Annotated in this window: 17 protein-coding genes and 1 tRNA gene; 4 read left to right on the top strand and 14 right to left on the bottom strand. The window is 37.8% G+C overall.

Annotation, left to right across the window (positions count from 1 at the left end; translation table 11 throughout):
* The first annotated feature begins 226 nt into the window (after positions 1-226).
* Positions 227-2,182, top strand: coding sequence for a zinc-dependent metalloprotease (locus NG809_RS06855; RefSeq protein WP_262149238.1), 1,956 nt, complete (start codon positions 227-229; stop codon positions 2,180-2,182).
* An 88-nt stretch (positions 2,183-2,270) separates the two neighbouring features.
* Here NG809_RS06855 and NG809_RS06860 read toward each other — a convergent pair whose 3' ends face one another.
* The 7 genes from NG809_RS06860 to rplK form a co-directional block, all read right to left on the bottom strand.
* Positions 2,271-2,855: a hypothetical protein gene (locus NG809_RS06860; protein ID WP_262149240.1), complete on the bottom strand. Its 585-nt coding sequence runs from the start codon at positions 2,853-2,855 to the stop codon at positions 2,271-2,273.
* A 19-nt stretch (positions 2,856-2,874) separates the two neighbouring features.
* The gene (locus tag NG809_RS06865) at positions 2,875-4,995 is read right to left on the bottom strand and encodes an Ig-like domain-containing protein (RefSeq protein WP_262149242.1); all 2,121 of its coding nucleotides are present in this window, start codon (positions 4,993-4,995) and stop codon (positions 2,875-2,877) included.
* A 193-nt stretch (positions 4,996-5,188) separates the two neighbouring features.
* Positions 5,189-5,803: a hypothetical protein gene (locus tag NG809_RS06870; RefSeq protein ID WP_262149243.1), complete on the bottom strand. Its 615-nt coding sequence runs from the start codon at positions 5,801-5,803 to the stop codon at positions 5,189-5,191.
* A gap of 695 nt (positions 5,804-6,498) precedes the next feature.
* Positions 6,499-6,867 (bottom strand): 50S ribosomal protein L7/L12, encoded by a 369-nt coding sequence (rplL, locus tag NG809_RS06875; RefSeq protein ID WP_055983830.1) that lies wholly within the window; start codon positions 6,865-6,867, stop codon positions 6,499-6,501.
* 48 nt (positions 6,868-6,915) lie between these two features.
* The gene (gene rplJ, locus NG809_RS06880; protein ID WP_262149245.1) at positions 6,916-7,503 is read right to left on the bottom strand and encodes a 50S ribosomal protein L10; all 588 of its coding nucleotides are present in this window, start codon (positions 7,501-7,503) and stop codon (positions 6,916-6,918) included.
* A gap of 17 nt (positions 7,504-7,520) precedes the next feature.
* Positions 7,521-8,213, bottom strand: coding sequence for a 50S ribosomal protein L1 (rplA, locus tag NG809_RS06885; RefSeq protein ID WP_262149247.1), 693 nt, complete (start codon positions 8,211-8,213; stop codon positions 7,521-7,523).
* A gap of 11 nt (positions 8,214-8,224) precedes the next feature.
* Positions 8,225-8,668, bottom strand: coding sequence for a 50S ribosomal protein L11 (gene rplK / locus NG809_RS06890; protein ID WP_262149248.1), 444 nt, complete (start codon positions 8,666-8,668; stop codon positions 8,225-8,227).
* A 221-nt stretch (positions 8,669-8,889) separates the two neighbouring features.
* Here rplK and NG809_RS06895 point away from each other — a divergent pair, with 221 nt between their 5' ends.
* Complete coding sequence (locus tag NG809_RS06895) at positions 8,890-9,390, top strand: hypothetical protein (RefSeq protein WP_262149250.1); 501 nt, start codon at positions 8,890-8,892, stop codon at positions 9,388-9,390.
* Positions 9,391-9,397: 7 nt separating this feature from the next.
* A complete protein-coding gene (locus tag NG809_RS06900; RefSeq protein ID WP_262149251.1) occupies positions 9,398-10,132 on the top strand; it encodes an LVIVD repeat-containing protein in 735 nt (244 codons plus the stop codon).
* A 93-nt stretch (positions 10,133-10,225) separates the two neighbouring features.
* Here NG809_RS06900 and NG809_RS06905 read toward each other — a convergent pair whose 3' ends face one another.
* From NG809_RS06905 to tuf, 7 genes are all read right to left on the bottom strand, one after another.
* Positions 10,226-10,393 (bottom strand): hypothetical protein, encoded by a 168-nt coding sequence (locus tag NG809_RS06905; protein WP_262149253.1) that lies wholly within the window; start codon positions 10,391-10,393, stop codon positions 10,226-10,228.
* A complete protein-coding gene (locus NG809_RS06910) occupies positions 10,375-10,566 on the bottom strand; it encodes a hypothetical protein (RefSeq protein WP_262149255.1) in 192 nt (63 codons plus the stop codon). Before NG809_RS06910 ends, NG809_RS06905 begins: the two co-directional genes overlap by 19 nt.
* Positions 10,538-10,996, bottom strand: a complete 459-nt coding sequence (locus NG809_RS06915) for a hypothetical protein (RefSeq protein ID WP_262149256.1) — start codon at positions 10,994-10,996, stop codon at positions 10,538-10,540. Before NG809_RS06915 ends, NG809_RS06910 begins: the two co-directional genes overlap by 29 nt.
* 143 nt (positions 10,997-11,139) lie before the next feature.
* Positions 11,140-11,682, bottom strand: coding sequence for a transcription termination/antitermination protein NusG (gene nusG, locus NG809_RS06920; RefSeq protein ID WP_056074830.1), 543 nt, complete (start codon positions 11,680-11,682; stop codon positions 11,140-11,142).
* A 17-nt stretch (positions 11,683-11,699) separates the two neighbouring features.
* The gene (gene secE, locus NG809_RS06925) at positions 11,700-11,906 is read right to left on the bottom strand and encodes a preprotein translocase subunit SecE (protein WP_056074831.1); all 207 of its coding nucleotides are present in this window, start codon (positions 11,904-11,906) and stop codon (positions 11,700-11,702) included.
* 12 nt (positions 11,907-11,918) lie between these two features.
* Positions 11,919-11,989, bottom strand: a tRNA-Trp gene (locus NG809_RS06930).
* Positions 11,990-12,043: 54 nt separating this feature from the next.
* Complete coding sequence (gene tuf / locus NG809_RS06935; RefSeq protein WP_048508468.1) at positions 12,044-13,255, bottom strand: elongation factor Tu; 1,212 nt, start codon at positions 13,253-13,255, stop codon at positions 12,044-12,046.
* A gap of 244 nt (positions 13,256-13,499) precedes the next feature.
* Here tuf and NG809_RS06940 point away from each other — a divergent pair, with 244 nt between their 5' ends.
* The gene (locus tag NG809_RS06940) at positions 13,500-15,008 is read left to right on the top strand and encodes a DUF4394 domain-containing protein (protein ID WP_262149261.1); all 1,509 of its coding nucleotides are present in this window, start codon (positions 13,500-13,502) and stop codon (positions 15,006-15,008) included.
* The last annotated feature ends 62 nt before the right edge of the window (positions 15,009-15,070 follow it).

Consider the following 15,070-nt stretch of genomic DNA (forward strand, 5'->3'; position numbering starts at 1 on the left):
CATTCAAATTTTAACTAAAAAAAACCAATAATTACATTTTCACTAAAATGATATTATTGAATTTCGTCAATATCAGCAAAATCTCTGCTGATACGACTTCAAAACGGAGAATAATTTATATTTAACAAAGTGAAAATTAGAAAACACATAAAAATTCTTAAAAAGATATCTGAAAATTCATTTTGAAATAATACTTTTATCGCACAAAAAACTATGATTATTCTCTATGAAAAGACAATTACTTACACTCGCCTGCATTACCGTAATGTCCGGCATTTCCCATGCACAACATTTCGAGTGCGGAACGGAGCACGTGAGCTACGAGCAGTTCCTTACGCAGCGTGAACTTGCCAATAAGATTTTAGCTAAAAATGGCTACTCAAAAAACACTGCAGCCATCACTTATGTTGCTGTTCAGGCGCATTTGATTGGGATGGATAATGGTACAGGTTACGTTTCTGCCAATAATTTAAATAACGCCTTATCTGAACTCAACAGAAAATTTGCCGAATTTAATGTGCAGTTTTACTTTAAGGGAACAGACTTCCTATATTATCCCAATTCTCTTTATCACAGCGGAAATCAATCAGATTCTGAAACTTTAACTTTCAGCCAGCAAAACAGCTCAAATAATTCTATGAATCTTTTTCTTGCAAACAGCGTAAAGAGAAGCGGCTCAGGAGTTGGAGGATGGTCTTATGTAGCGCCACCCCATCAAATGTACAACATTACATGGGTGGTAAACGGACAGCTGGATGACGATAAAACGACACCACACGAATTCGGGCATTACTTTGGGCTTTCCCATACTTTTAATAATTCTACCAATGCAACTGTAAGCAACCGTGAACTCGTAACAAGAAATTTTAACGAAACTCTGCCAAGACTTTCTGCGAACTGCGAAACAAGAGGCGATTTTATCTGCGACACCCCTTCAGATCCACGTGGTGCTGCAAATGCAACAACCAGCAACTGTGCTTATACAGGAACAGCGGTTGATGCAAACAGTGATCTCTTTGCTCCGCTGATGAATAATATGATGGATTACAATTTCTGTCCACCCTATTTCTTCACTCCCGGACAATACGGCAGAATGCAGAATGTGGGACTTCCGATTGTGACCAATTCCAGCACATTTACCTTAAACGCACCAGAAACACCTCAGCCTGTTCCTACCAACATTACATCTTCTGCGGCAGCTTATACCAATCAGTTTGCTTTGAACTGGGCAGACAATTCTACTGTAGAAACGGGATATCTTATTGAGGCAAAAGCAGAGGGAAGCTCTGTTTATATTCCTGTAAAAGGGGTGATGAGAGATGCAGTAACAGCAAATAATTTTTCAAAACTAACTGCAGGACTTAAATACAATTTCAGAATAAAAGCTTCAAATACCAAAACAAATTATTCTGTAGAATCGCCCCTCATCCAATTTCCGGCACTTTGTGGAAACAACAATATTACTTCCTGCTCGCCCCACAACGGTGTAGATGCGAGTTGGAATATAGAAAATGTGAAGCTTACACAAAACAACGTTACACTCATTCAAAACCTGAACAGTAATTGTTCGGGAAGTTCTATCGGCAATTATTTTGCTACCCACATCGCTAATGTAGCAGCCGGCACCAATGTAACACTGGAAGCTAATGCAAAAGCAGACTCCAATTCAGGAAGCGCCTATTCACCCTACGTAAAAGTGTATGTAGACTGGAATCAAGACAGCATTTTCGATGAGGTTACAGAAAAAGTAATTGAAAACACAGGCTTCAACGGGATTACACAAAATTTCCTAATTCCATCAACTACCCCATCAGGATCTTACCGTATGAGAATAGCCTTCACTGTTTCCACTGCTGGATATTCTGCCGCAACCCCTTGTAGAGTTTCATTTGGGGAAATTGAAGATTATCAATTGGCAGTAACCAACGGAAATTTAAGTATCAAAGAAAACGAACTTGAAAAAACAGGGATTTATCCTAATCCAGTGGATGATATTCTTCACATTAAATCTAATCAGAAATACAGAAAATTCAACCTTTATTCTGCTGAGGGGAGATTGGTACTGAAAGGTGAAGTAGAAAACAGTCAGATCAATGTTTCAAGTCTTGAAAAAGGATATTATATTGTTGAAATTTTTGATAATAAAGCAAATTCAGTAAAACATAAAATTCTGAAAAAGTAATATTTTAAGTTTTAAACTGAAGAATATTCAAATAAAATTCCGCCCCTTTTCAGAGGCGGAATTGTTATTAAAAGCATGTCTTGTTAAGTTACGGTTTGGTCCAAAACGCCCATTCTCTTCCGTTATATACAGCAAGTTGATTGGTAGAAGTTACATAAACCATCATTCCTGCACTTGGAGAAGGAATATCTGCATGTGAGTTTACTCTGGGTAAAACCATTGCTTTCGTAGTATCGCTCAACACGAGAATTCCAGGCGTTGTATCTGTAGGAGGTGTACTTGCTAAGGTTCCGATAACCGCTTTAGCAGCAGTACTTTCCTGATTGGTATCCGGAATGTTTGGAGTCACTGGCGCATAAGCTCCTGCTGAAAGATCTTCCCAGATTGTAGCTACGGCCGGCGTAGTAACCGTTCTGCGGTATTTTACTTTCTGATCTGCAGAATCAAAGACAAATGTTCCCAAAGCTATAGTTGTAGGGTTGGCTGAAACAACAGCCGCGGCAGAAGTTACCCAAGGTAAAACAATGCCTTTATTTCCACCAGTAGCATTACCAAACTCAACCGAAACGGAAGCATTAGCGGGATTTGAGTTTGGTGTATTTTTCCCAATGGTCACCTGAGCAAAACTCAATATGGCAACCAAAGTCAGTGATAGTGTGATATATTTTTTCATTGATTTAATTAATTTTAAATTATTGATCGCAAGTTTGCTTAGTATAACAAGACCAGCCTGCACCATCATAAATCCTCAAGCAATTAAGATCCGTATCATAAGCAGCCATTCCTACTACCGGAACCAACTGACCAATCTGCGCTGAGGTGAGTCTGTTGATTACAAAACCCAAAGTTTTAGCATCTAATACTGTATAGGCACTTTTAATCTTCATTGGCCAGTTTCCATTATTTGCACCTGCTCTGTTCAACGAGGTAAATCCATGAGCTACATCAATCCCCGCAGCAGTATTTGCCGGCTTAAAACATCTCAAACAATCCGGATCTTGAACGCCTGTATTTTGAGAACTTCCAATACCTTGCCCAACATCCGCTGTCCCATCTGTATTGTCCGAAATACCAGCTGTATTGGCAGGTGATGTATTAGGATTGTTGACTGCATTATTGACCAATTGAGGAACACCGTTTGCTGCAGCACCAGTACTTACTATTTGAGCAGGCGTTCCGGGAGTTACCCCATCATGCGTAACTCTGATTTGGCCTCTTAAAGGAACAGTGGTAAAATTAAGCGGATATACTTGAGTGATCCTAACATTTTCGCTACCTTCAAGCGCATCCGGACAGCCGTCGTTGTCTGAATCTACATCAAGGTAATTTGGAGTTCCGTCTCCATCTGTATCTGTGGAGAAACAATATGAGATTGAGTCCAGATGTCCAAAATCACTTACAAACATCCTTATTCTGTAAGTTCCAACAGGTAAAGCTATATTCGAAACAGCACTGCGATACCATCCCTCATCACCCACAGCTAAAGTAAATGATAATTGATTTCCCTGAGCAACCGCTGTATTTGTAGCAGTATTTATTATTTCAATTCTTGTAGTATATGGTACATAGCCTGCAACACCAGTAGCTCTGTTTGCAAACCAAGCAGACGCGGAAACTACAGTGGGTGTAGTAAAAGTAAAATCCTGATATACATAAGCATTCGCACCGTTGATGTCTACATATTGCGAACCTGATTGCGCAAAATCCGGTCCTAAAGCATATCCGGTTCCGTCTACCCTAATAATATTAAATGCTGTAGCCGGGAGTAAAGCTCCTGTAGTAGGATTTGCAGCAGACCATCCATTAAATGGATTTGTTGTCTGGATATTATTTCCATTTATTGTTACAGGGTTATTTGTTAGCGTTGTATCGAAACCATCTCTTGTAACTAAAGAAGTTGTGGCGCATAGCCCTTCTGCACTATCTAAAATACCATCATTATCATCATCAAGATCTAAAAGGTCAGAAATTCCGTCACCATCGGTATCTACGTTATTGGCTATAACTGTTATAGAAATGTTAGCAGAATTCGAAGTGGATGGGTTGCTGATACCATCTAAAGAATAATTATCTTTAATCGTATATGGAATGGTAGCAACTCCTGTAAATGTTGGCACAGGCGTGAAAGTTACAACACCACCTGCAACAGACCACAATCCCTGACTGGTAGTTACTGAAGTATCAATGCCAGGAGTTGAAGGATCTAAATCTATTGAATTTGGATTAACGAGTCCATCAGGATCAGAATCGTTTGCAGCTACGTTAAAAGATACCGGAACTCCCTGCAGTGTCTGCGTATTATCTGCAACAGCTATTGGAACAGTATTAATTGCATTTAACGACAGCGACAAATTCACACTTTCAAAAGCTCCAGTACCTCCCCCATTCTCGCCTGGAAAGAAACGAATTGTACGGCTTGCATTAGTAGCAACAAACCTCAATCTACTTGTCGCCCATGAATTTTGAGTGATTGTAGGTATTGTAACACGTGCCGTTTGCCCCTCCAGTAAATATTGAAATCGATCATTGAAAACCGGACTATAATTACCGCTGGTTCTAAAAGTTGAAGTATAAATCAATAATTCATACTCCCTTCCAACAACCAAATTCGTCATAGTTGTCTCTATAATTTCTTCAGCGCCAGCACCCCCTAGATCACGCATCGTTATCCAACGCTCATGGTTATTTGGTGGCAAAGGTAAGGGACCACCTATCCAAGACTGGCCAGTACCTTGGCTACTTGTAGCTGCTGCAATAGTTGCACTTGAAACATCCGGAGTACCCAGTGGCTTTATCCAACCACTGTTAGGCACACAATCCCAACAATTTGTATTGGGAGTTCGAAGTGAAGAAGGAACATTCTGTGCAAAAGTAAGAGAACTTGCACAGAATAACAAAGCAAGAAAACACCTGCTAAAATATTTAAGATTAAAATTCATAAAAAACGTTTTAGTTATTCTCATTACGACTAATGAAAACTGTATTAATAAAAACTGATCTATTTTATTAACTTAATAATGGTGGCGGGCGTAATGAATAGGTTTTAGAATATCCAAACGTTTTTGAACGTGTGTTGAAATAGAATTTATTATGCTCAAAAAATAAATTCAAAACATCAGCAACTTCTGCCGATTGTGTTAAAAAGCTATTATGGGCAAAATTATGAAAGTCAGGAACAATAAAATTGATGTATGAAGCGCTTCCGCTTCTAAAAAATTCATCAGATGAGTAGCTGTTAATAAAGATTCTGTTTAAAGCCGCTTTTTCTTCAATCTTTTCCAGCGTATCTGAAACAGATTTATCGAGATGTAACTGAGATTTGCCCGTTGCAATCTTTGCCTCTTCAGATAAAGATCTGGGTTTCCCTACCGATCTAATTACAATGGAATTATCTTCAGGATTGTGTTCAACAACCGCAGCGACGTGTACTTTTCGGCTGGCAACAGTCCTGTTGAATGACTGATCTGAAGAATAAATCTGCGCTTTCCCAATTACGGTGATCTGCGTTTCCGATGAAATTTTAGCCAAAAGACTATCCTGTGCAGGAAAGAATGAAAACAGTAAGAAAAACACTAAAATAAAAAGTCCCCGAAGCATCGGCCGATTTTTGAAATCTGCCAAAAATTGATATTTGAAACCCTCGAAAATCCCTTTCAATACTACATTTATTGCTTTTGCAAAAGTAGCAATAAGGAATAACACAACAATAAATCGTTATTTTTTACAACAATTGCTTTTTTTTATATTATTATTTTAAAATCAGAAATCAATTCAATTTAAAATTTAAATTAAATCACACACTTAATAGAAAAATAATTATCTGAAAACACGATGAATAAAGAGTTTTCAATCCTTTTTTACTTTAAATCTTGTTAATATTCGCACTATTTCACAGTAAAAAACATGGTCTTTGCTTAAAAATGAATAAATAATCATTCATCATATATTTCAGACCGAAAATTTGATTTCATGTAACCAAAAAAAGCGACAGTCTCAGACCATCGCTTTGTTTCTAAAATAACATGTTTACAGATTCCAAAGGAAGCAGATTCCATCACCGTAAGATGCAGGCTGATGATTAGTTTATTACAAAAAAATCACTCCTCGCCTGAGGTCTCACAGCAGTCGTTTACAGCCAGATTTTGAAAATCCTTGCAACCGTGCGCAACTGAGCGACAACTCTTCTTTTTTTTCTATTTCCGGATTATTTTTTAATAACCTTCAAAACTCTATTGACAAAAAAGGATAATTGAAAATTTCCACAAAAAAAGCGGTAAACTTTCGTCTACCGCTTTTTTATATTTTAAAACTGAAAATTATTTCAATTCTACTTCAGCACCAGCTTCTTCTAATTGCTTCTTAAGAGCTTCAGCTTCGTCTTTAGAGATACCTTCTTTGATAGCTGAAGGAGCTCCGTCTACGATGTCTTTAGCTTCTTTAAGACCAGCACCAGTTAAATCTTTTACCAATTTAACGATAGCTAATTTAGAAGCACCTGCAGACTTAAGAATTACGTCGAATTCTGTCTTTTCTTCAGCAGCCTCACCAGCACCAGGACCAGCCATTACTACTGCAGCAGCAGCAGGCTCGATTCCGTACTCGTCTTTAAGGATAGTTGCTAATTCGTTTACGTCTTTTACTGTTAAGTTTACTAGCGTTTCAGCTAAATTTTTTAAATCTGACATTGTTGTAATGTTTTTGTTGATTATTGATTGATTTTTTTGAGAGTCTAATTATTCTGCAGCTGGAGCTTCTCCTTCTGCAGCAGCTTCTGGAGTTTCAGTAGCCGGAGTTTCTTCCACTGCCGGAGCAGCAACTTCTTCAGTTGCAGTTTCAGCAGTTTCAGCTTTGTTTTGAAGAGCAGAAACAACTCTTTGGATTGGAGACTGAAGTAATCCGATGATTTCACCGATCATTTCTTCTCTAGACTTGATGTTTACTAAAGCATCAAGGTTGTTGTCACCAACATAGAATGTTTCCTGTACGAAAGCCGATTTCAAAGCTGGCTTTTCGTCTTTCTTTCTGAAATCTTTGATTAATTTTGCCGGAGCGTTAGCCGTTTCAGCAACCATTAATGCAGAGTTTCCTTTGAAAGTTGAGAACATTTCAGAGTAATCTACTCCTTCAATCTGTTCCATTGCTTTTTGTAAAAGGGTATTTTTCACCACTTTTACTTTGATATTCTGCTTGAAAGCCTGTCTTCTGAAGTCAGAAGATTTACCAGCGTTCAAACCGTCAAGATCAGCTACATAAACTACTTTAGCATCCTGAAGCAAATCTTTGATCTCTTGTATTGCTACAACTTTTTGGTCTTTTGTCATTGTCTTAAGGATTATAATTAGTTAACAGCTTTTGTATCAATTGCAATACCCGGGCTCATTGTAGAAGACAAATAAATGCTCTTCACATAAGTACCTTTAGCAGCAGTTGGTTTCATTTTGATCAAAGTAGAGATCAATTCCTGAGCATTCTCCTTGATTTTAGCAGCATCGAAAGATACTTTACCAATACCAGCGTGGATAATACCGTATTTGTCTACTTTAAAGTCAATTTTACCTGCTTTTACTTCAGTTACTGCTTTACCAATTTCCATAGTTACAGTACCTGATTTTGGGTTAGGCATCAAACCTCTTGGTCCTAATACTCTACCCAAAGGTCCTAATTTACCCATAACAGCCGGCATAGTAACGATAACGTCAACATCTGTCCAACCTTCTTTTATTTTCTGTAAATATTCGTCAAGACCTACATAGTCAGCACCAGCTTCTTTAGCTTCAGCTTCTTTATCCGGAGTTACCAAAGCCAAAACTTTAACATCTTTACCGGTACCGTGAGGAAGAGATACTACACCTCTTACCATTTGGTTTGCTTTTCTTGGATCTACACCCAATCTTACAGCGATATCTACAGAAGCATCAAACTTCGTAGTGTTTACTTCTTTCACAAGAGCAGAACCTTCTTCAAGGTTATAGATTCTTCCTTTTTCTACTTTGCTTAAAGCTTCTTTTTGCTTTTTAGTCAATTTTGCCATTTCTCTTAGTTTTAAGCGTTAGTTGGTTTAGTTCCTGTTACTCTTAATCCCATAGATCTGGCAGTACCTGCAACCATAGAAAGAGCAGAATCCAAAGTGAAACAGTTAAGATCTGTCATTTTATCTTCTGCAATCTTTTGAACCTGAGCCCAAGATACAGCACCTACTTTGTTTCTGTTTGGTTCTCCGGAACCACCTTTGATTTTAGCCGCCTCCATTAACTGGATTGCTGCAGGAGGAGTTTTGATTACGAATTCAAAAGATTTGTCTTCGTACACTGTAATTACTACAGGTAAAACTTGTCCTGGCTTATCTTGGGTTCTTCCGTTAAATTGCTTACAAAACTCCATGATGTTCACACCTGCAGAACCTAATGCCGGACCTACTGGTGGAGATGGGTTTGCTGCTCCTCCTTTTACCTGGAGCTTAACCATTTTAAAGACTTTTTTAGCCATTGTTTGTTTTTTAAAAATTGAATAATTAATGAGTTTGGAAGCATTTATTATTCAGCAGGTTACCGCACTCACATAAAGTAAACCTACTTTTCGGACTGCAAAATTATGAAATTATTTTTAATTAACAAATACTTAGCGTATTAAAGTTTGGAAATAAAATTAAATTATTTTAATACAGTCGTTATAATTAAATGTTTACTTTTATCGCAAATCTCCACACCATGAAAAAATTACGACTTCTTGCTCTTCTCGCAAGTCTTTCCCTGTTACAGTCCTGCTGGCTGTTTAATTTTGAGGACGATCCCATCGCTGAACCTCAGACTATTTACGAGCCTGTGTATGCTACCAGAGCAGAGCTCGTAGACATTAAGGTGCAAAACCCCAAACCAACCACCAAAAATGCCAAGATTTATCTGAAAGATCAATTCATTTTTGTGAATGATAGCCGTGACGGTTTTCATATTGTTGATAATTCTGATCCGGCAAATCCTAAAAAATTAAAATATCTGAAAGCGTTAGGTTCCACAGATGTTGCGATAAGAAACAATATTCTTTACCTCAATCAGGCGACAGATTTGGTTGCATTAAAAATTAATACAAGTACGAATGAAGTTCAGGTTTTAAAAAGAATTGAAAACGTATTTCCTGCCATTCAGTCTCCGGATGGTTTTGACGGTGCACCAATGACTGATAAAATAATTGTTGACTGGAAACTTAAATAAAAACACCATGAAAAATTTATCATTTATATTTCTTCTTGTCTTTCTCTTCAGCTGTAATAATGATTCTTCGGACAAACAGAGCAGTGACGGAAAAGAAGGCTCCACAGCTACATTTATTCTTAAAAACAATAATATGTATGTGGTAGATCATTCAAATCTGAACGTTTTCAGCATTACCAATCCCGAAAATCCTGTGAAAGTAAGAACAGTAAACGTTGGTTTTGATATTGAGACACTTTTTTCCAACGGCGATTACCTATTTATAGGATCCAGAAATGGCATGTTTATCTATAACATTACTGCGGAACCGGAAAATCCGAAATTTATATCACAGGCTTTACACCTCAGAGCGTGTGATCCGGTAGTTGCCAACAGTACCCATGCTTTCGTTACTTTACATGCCAATACGGTTTGTGGTGGCGCAAATAATGTTCTGATGGTTTACAACACCACCAATATTCAGCAGCCACAACTCATAGCACAACGTGATCTTTCTGAACCAAAAGGTTTAGCCTTAAATGGAAATTACCTTTACATCTGCGACAAAAATGATATTGTGATTTTCGATATCAGCAATCCTCAAAATCCAAGTGTGGTAAAAACCATTGCCAATGTTCCTGCACGTGATTTGATTATCGACAATAATCATTTGTTTGCTTTTACCAATTCGGACGTAAAGCAATACAGTATTGATCCTGCAAATATTCAGAATATCAGTTTAATCAGTTCTTATACTTTATAATTATTAAAAGAATTTCGGAGTCAGTTTCTTTAATGGAAGCTGCACTCCGATTCTTACCTGCTCGTAAGGAAAATATCTTATTCCATGCTGGAACTAAAGAAATAAGACCGTTTCGTTACCGATAGTGATATTTAGTTTTGATGCTAAAATCACGGGTCTGTCACCATAATCCTCTACTCTTGTTATCCAGCCATTGTATCCGGATAGTGTATTTTCCCAACTGATATTTTTGTGTTTTAAAATCAGTTTAGCTCCGTACATAATGCATCATCCTGAACATTGAGATTGGGCGTCTGAACGTCCCATAAATAAAATCCGAAATCCGTAACCACTCTCACTTCATCAATAAAACTTTCCATTCTGAAAGACTTCGCCATTTCAACATCAAAATAATATCCTGCGGTATTAAAGAAAACGTCGGTTTTTAAAATCATTTCCCGAAGCTGTTTTTAAAGTAGAATTTAAAACTAAATCAGGCTTAAACTTTCCTTCCGACAATAATTTAATTCTTGTCTGAACGTAAAAATCACCGGTTGCAAACCCTTCTCTTTTCTGCATTTGTCTTCGGAGAAAAACTTCATCCGAAACTTTATAATGCTCAATAAGAGTTTTCCAAACCTTTACAGAAACTTTTTCAGCAATTACCGGAACTTCAATTTTAAAAAGATTCGAAAAAGTTTCGTCATCATGACCGAAATAGTAGTCCCCCGTGAGGGTGAACTGCGTAAATGCCGGAATCGTGGCATTGGTAAATTCGGGAACGGTATTGGCATTCGGACCGAAATAATTGGTGGTATGGTGAATGAGATTTTGTGCAAGACAAAACTGGGCTGAAACGAGTATCAGCAATGGAATCTTTTTCACAGTTATTAGTAAGTTTAGTTTCAACAAATGTAGAAAAAGCAAAAGAACAAAAGCGGAAAATACCAAAAATTAATTTTCAAATTATCATTAAATAAAAAGACCAACCCTTGCGGATTGGTCTTTACAATATTTTAAAAAAGAGATTAAACTTTCTCAACCTGCATGAAGCTAAGCTCCATCGGTGTTTTTCTTCCGAAGATCAATACAGAAACTTCAATTTTCTTTTTGTCTTCAAGAATTTTTTCTACTGTACCGTTGAATCCGTTGAAAGGACCATCGATTACTTTTACATTCTCTCCTACGATAAAAGGAATTTCAAGATCAGTAGCGAATTCTGAAAGTTCATCCATTCTTCCGAGCATTCTGTTGATTTCAGATTTTCTCATCGGAACAGGATCACCTCCTTTTGTTAAGCTTAAGAAAGAAATTACTCCCGGAATGTTTTTAATGACATGGGGAATCTCACCCATCAAATCTGCCTCCACCATTAGGTAACCAGGATAATATGGTTTTTCTTTAGGAACTTTTTTACCGTTTCTCATCACGATAACTTTTTCCATAGGAATCACCACTTGAGTAACATACTGCTCAAACCCTAAACGTTTGATTTCTGTCTCAATGTAGTTTTTTACTTTATTTTCCTGTCCGCTGATGGCTTTCAGCACATACCATTTCAATTCACTCATTATGGGAAAATCCTTTTTTAGTTGAACATATTGATTAGCATTCCGATGATGTTGCTGATTGCTTTAGAGAAAAGCTCATCAACTCCAAAGGTAAACAATGCAAGAATCACAGTAGCTATAGTCACTACGATTGTAGAAGACTGAAGATCTGACCATTTCGGCCATTCAACTTTATGTCTGAATTCGTTATAAGAACCTTTTATAAAATCAACAAATGAACTCATAAATTATATTTGCACGGGCACAAGGATTCGAACCCTGATCAACGGTGTTGGAGACCGGTATCCTACCATTGGACGATGCCCGTAGATTAAAAAAGTTCCGTAAGTTTCCTTACGGAACTTTATTTTATTTTAGATGATTAGTCGATAATCTCAGTAACCTGACCTGAACCAACTGTTCTACCTCCCTCTCTGATCGCAAATCTAAGACCTACGTTAAGAGCAATTGGCTGAAGCAATTCTACAGTGATCTCTAAGTTATCACCAGGCATTACCATTTCTACACCTTCTGGCAAGAAGATCTCTCCTGTAACGTCAGTAGTTCTTACGTAGAACTGAGGACGGTACTTGTTGTGGAATGGAGTGTGACGTCCACCTTCTTCCTTAGAAAGGATATAAACAGATGCTTTGAATTTTTTGTGTGGCTTCACAGAGTCTTTCTTAGCGATTACCATACCTCTCTTGATGTCAGTTTTTTCAATACCTCTCAACAATAGACCTACGTTATCACCAGCTTCACCTCTGTCAAGGATTTTTCTGAACATCTCAACTCCTGTAATAGTAGAAGTTAATTTCTCATCACCCATACCTACGATATCAACTGGATCTCCAGTGTTGATAACACCAGCTTCGATTCTACCAGTTGCTACAGTACCTCTACCTGTAATAGAGAATACATCTTCGATTGGCATCAAGAATGGCTTTTCAGTATCTCTTGGTGGTTGCTCGATCCAAGTATCAACAGCGTCCATCAATTCTTCAACTGATTTGAACCATTTGTCTTCAGTATCAGGAGTAGCAGCAGTAGCAGCAGTAAGAGCTCCTAATGCAGAACCTTGAATTACCGGTGAGTTATCTCCGTCAAACTCGTAAGTAGACAATAGATCTCTAAGTTCCATTTCAACTAGCTCTAATAATTCAGCATCGTCTACCATGTCAACTTTGTTCATGAATACAACGATTCTAGGTACGTTTACCTGACGACAAAGAAGGATATGCTCTCTGGTTTGAGGCATTGGTCCGTCTGTAGCAGCACATACAACGATAGCACCGTCCATCTGAGCAGCACCAGTTACCATGTTCTTTACGTAATCCGCGTGACCTGGACAGTCAACGTGAGCGTAGTGTCTTTTTTCAGTTTCGTACTCGATGTGAGCAGTATTGATCGTGATACCTCTTTCTTTTTCTTCAGGAGCAGAGTCAATAGCAGAGAAATCTTTTTTCTCAGCAAGACCTTTGCTCGCTAATACAGCAGAAATTGCTGCAGTAAGTGTAGTTTTACCATGGTCAACGTGACCAATAGTACCAATGTTCAAGTGTGGTTTGTTACGATTAAACGTTTCCTTTGCCATGATTTAAATTATTTATTTATTGTTATTCAAATTTTCGGTGTGCAAATATAACGATTTTTTAAATATCAAAAACTTTTTATTGAAAAAACTTTTCGAAACAAACCAAAATACCCGCGAACCGTATTTTTTTCCGCAATGGAATTGCAAATTTAAACAAAATATTGAATTAAAAAAATCTGTTTGTAAATCCAATTTCAATTTTGTCTCGTATATAGCTGTATTATTAAATCAAATATTAAACATTATGAACAAACTATTCTCTCTGCTCCTGTCTGGAGCTATGGTAGCAACAGTACTATCATGTAACGACGACGACGTAAACGGAATGGATCCCATGGTACAGGGGCCTGACCTTATGGTATATGGCCTTACGGACAATAATGAAATCACTTCATTCAATGCCAAAAATACCGGAACTTTCATTTCTAAAACTGCAATAACCGGTATCACAGGCAGCGAAAAACTGATGAGCATCGATTTCAGACCTGCAACCGGTGAACTCTACGCATTATCCAATGCCAGTAAACTGTATGTTATTAATACTGCGAACGCATCGGCACGAGTGGTAAGCACAACAGCTTTTACTCCGGCAATTTCCGGAACAATTGCTTCAATTGATTTCAATCCTACAGTAGACAGAATCCGCTTGGTAACCAGTACCGGACAAAACTTGAGATTACATCCTGAAACGGGAGCAACTGCCGCAACCGACGGAGCTATTGCAACAACATCATCGATTACAGGAATTGCATATACCAACAGCACGTCAGGAGCTTCAACTACTGCTTTATATGATATTGATGTAACTTCAGGAAAATTATTTAAGCAAGACCCACCAAACAACGGTACTTTGGCAGAAGTAGGAAATTTAGGTTTCACTTTTACAGGTCAGGCTGCTTTTGACATCAGCCCAGATAATAAAAATGCACTGATGGCAGTAACAAGCGGCGGACAAAATGCTTTATACAGTGTAGATCTTGCTACAGGAAAAGCTTCGAGCATTGGTGCTTTACCTTCAAAAATAGTTGATATCGCAATCCCCACCAATCCGGTAGCCTACGCTATTAATAATGCCAATGAGTTACAAATCTTTAATCCTAATGATCCTTCACAAGGAATGGTTTCTAAGACTGTTGGAGGTTTACAAACAGGTGAAGGCATTTTAGGAATTGATTTCAGACCGCTTAACGGGCAACTTTATGCTTTAGGAAGCACAAGCAGAATCTACACAATTAATCTTGGTACCGGTGCTGCAACTCAGGTTGGTACAGGTACACTTACAACTCCTTTAGTTGGAACTGAATTCGGATTTGATTTTAATCCTACAGTTGATAAAATAAGAGTTGTGAGCAATACAGGACAAAACTTAAGACTTGATCCTGTTACCGGTGCTGTTACAGCAGCTGATACTGCATTGAATCCGGGAACACCTACAATTAGTTCTGCAGCGTACACCAACAATTTCGCTGGAGCAACCGCTACAGAGCTTTATGTAATTGATCATAATACAGATAAACTTTATCTTCAAAACCCACCAAACATGGGTACTTTAGTTGAAAAAGGTGCTTTAGGAATTAACATTACATCAGCGAACGGTTTCGATATCGGTGCAATGTCTCAGAAAGCTTATCTTTTGGCATCTGTTGGTACTGAAAATAAAATCTATGTTGTAAATCTTACAACGGGAGCTGCTGCATCATCAGTAACATTCCCGAATCCTGTAAAAGGATTTACAGTTGGTTTAGGATTCTAATTCAATTCAAAAATAATTCAAAAAAAATCTCACGGATTAATTTCCGTGAGATTTTTGATTTT

The sequence above is a fragment of the Chryseobacterium foetidum genome (assembly GCF_025457425.1).
Lineage (GTDB): Bacteria > Bacteroidota > Bacteroidia > Flavobacteriales > Weeksellaceae > Chryseobacterium > Chryseobacterium foetidum.

What these genes read in the sequence shown, in the direction of transcription:
- NG809_RS06855 (WP_262149238.1), top strand. Translation starts at nt 227, where the DNA reads ATGAAAAGACAATTACTTACACTCGCCTGCATTACCGTAATGTCCGGC.
- NG809_RS06860 (WP_262149240.1), bottom strand. Translation starts at nt 2,855, where the DNA reads ATGAAAAAATATATCACACTATCACTGACTTTGGTTGCCATATTGAGT.
- rplL (WP_055983830.1), bottom strand. Translation starts at nt 6,867, where the DNA reads ATGTCAGATTTAAAAAATTTAGCTGAAACGCTAGTAAACTTAACAGTA.
- rplJ (WP_262149245.1), bottom strand. Translation starts at nt 7,503, where the DNA reads ATGACAAAAGACCAAAAAGTTGTAGCAATACAAGAGATCAAAGATTTG.
- rplA (WP_262149247.1), bottom strand. Translation starts at nt 8,213, where the DNA reads ATGGCAAAATTGACTAAAAAGCAAAAAGAAGCTTTAAGCAAAGTAGAA.
- rplK (WP_262149248.1), bottom strand. Translation starts at nt 8,668, where the DNA reads ATGGCTAAAAAAGTCTTTAAAATGGTTAAGCTCCAGGTAAAAGGAGGA.
- NG809_RS06895 (WP_262149250.1), top strand. Translation starts at nt 8,890, where the DNA reads ATGAAAAAATTACGACTTCTTGCTCTTCTCGCAAGTCTTTCCCTGTTA.
- NG809_RS06900 (WP_262149251.1), top strand. Translation starts at nt 9,398, where the DNA reads ATGAAAAATTTATCATTTATATTTCTTCTTGTCTTTCTCTTCAGCTGT.
- NG809_RS06905 (WP_262149253.1), bottom strand. Translation starts at nt 10,393, where the DNA reads ATGTACGGAGCTAAACTGATTTTAAAACACAAAAATATCAGTTGGGAA.
- NG809_RS06910 (WP_262149255.1), bottom strand. Translation starts at nt 10,566, where the DNA reads ATGATTTTAAAAACCGACGTTTTCTTTAATACCGCAGGATATTATTTT.
- nusG (WP_056074830.1), bottom strand. Translation starts at nt 11,682, where the DNA reads ATGAGTGAATTGAAATGGTATGTGCTGAAAGCCATCAGCGGACAGGAA.
- secE (WP_056074831.1), bottom strand. Translation starts at nt 11,906, where the DNA reads ATGAGTTCATTTGTTGATTTTATAAAAGGTTCTTATAACGAATTCAGA.
- tuf (WP_048508468.1), bottom strand. Translation starts at nt 13,255, where the DNA reads ATGGCAAAGGAAACGTTTAATCGTAACAAACCACACTTGAACATTGGT.
- NG809_RS06940 (WP_262149261.1), top strand. Translation starts at nt 13,500, where the DNA reads ATGAACAAACTATTCTCTCTGCTCCTGTCTGGAGCTATGGTAGCAACA.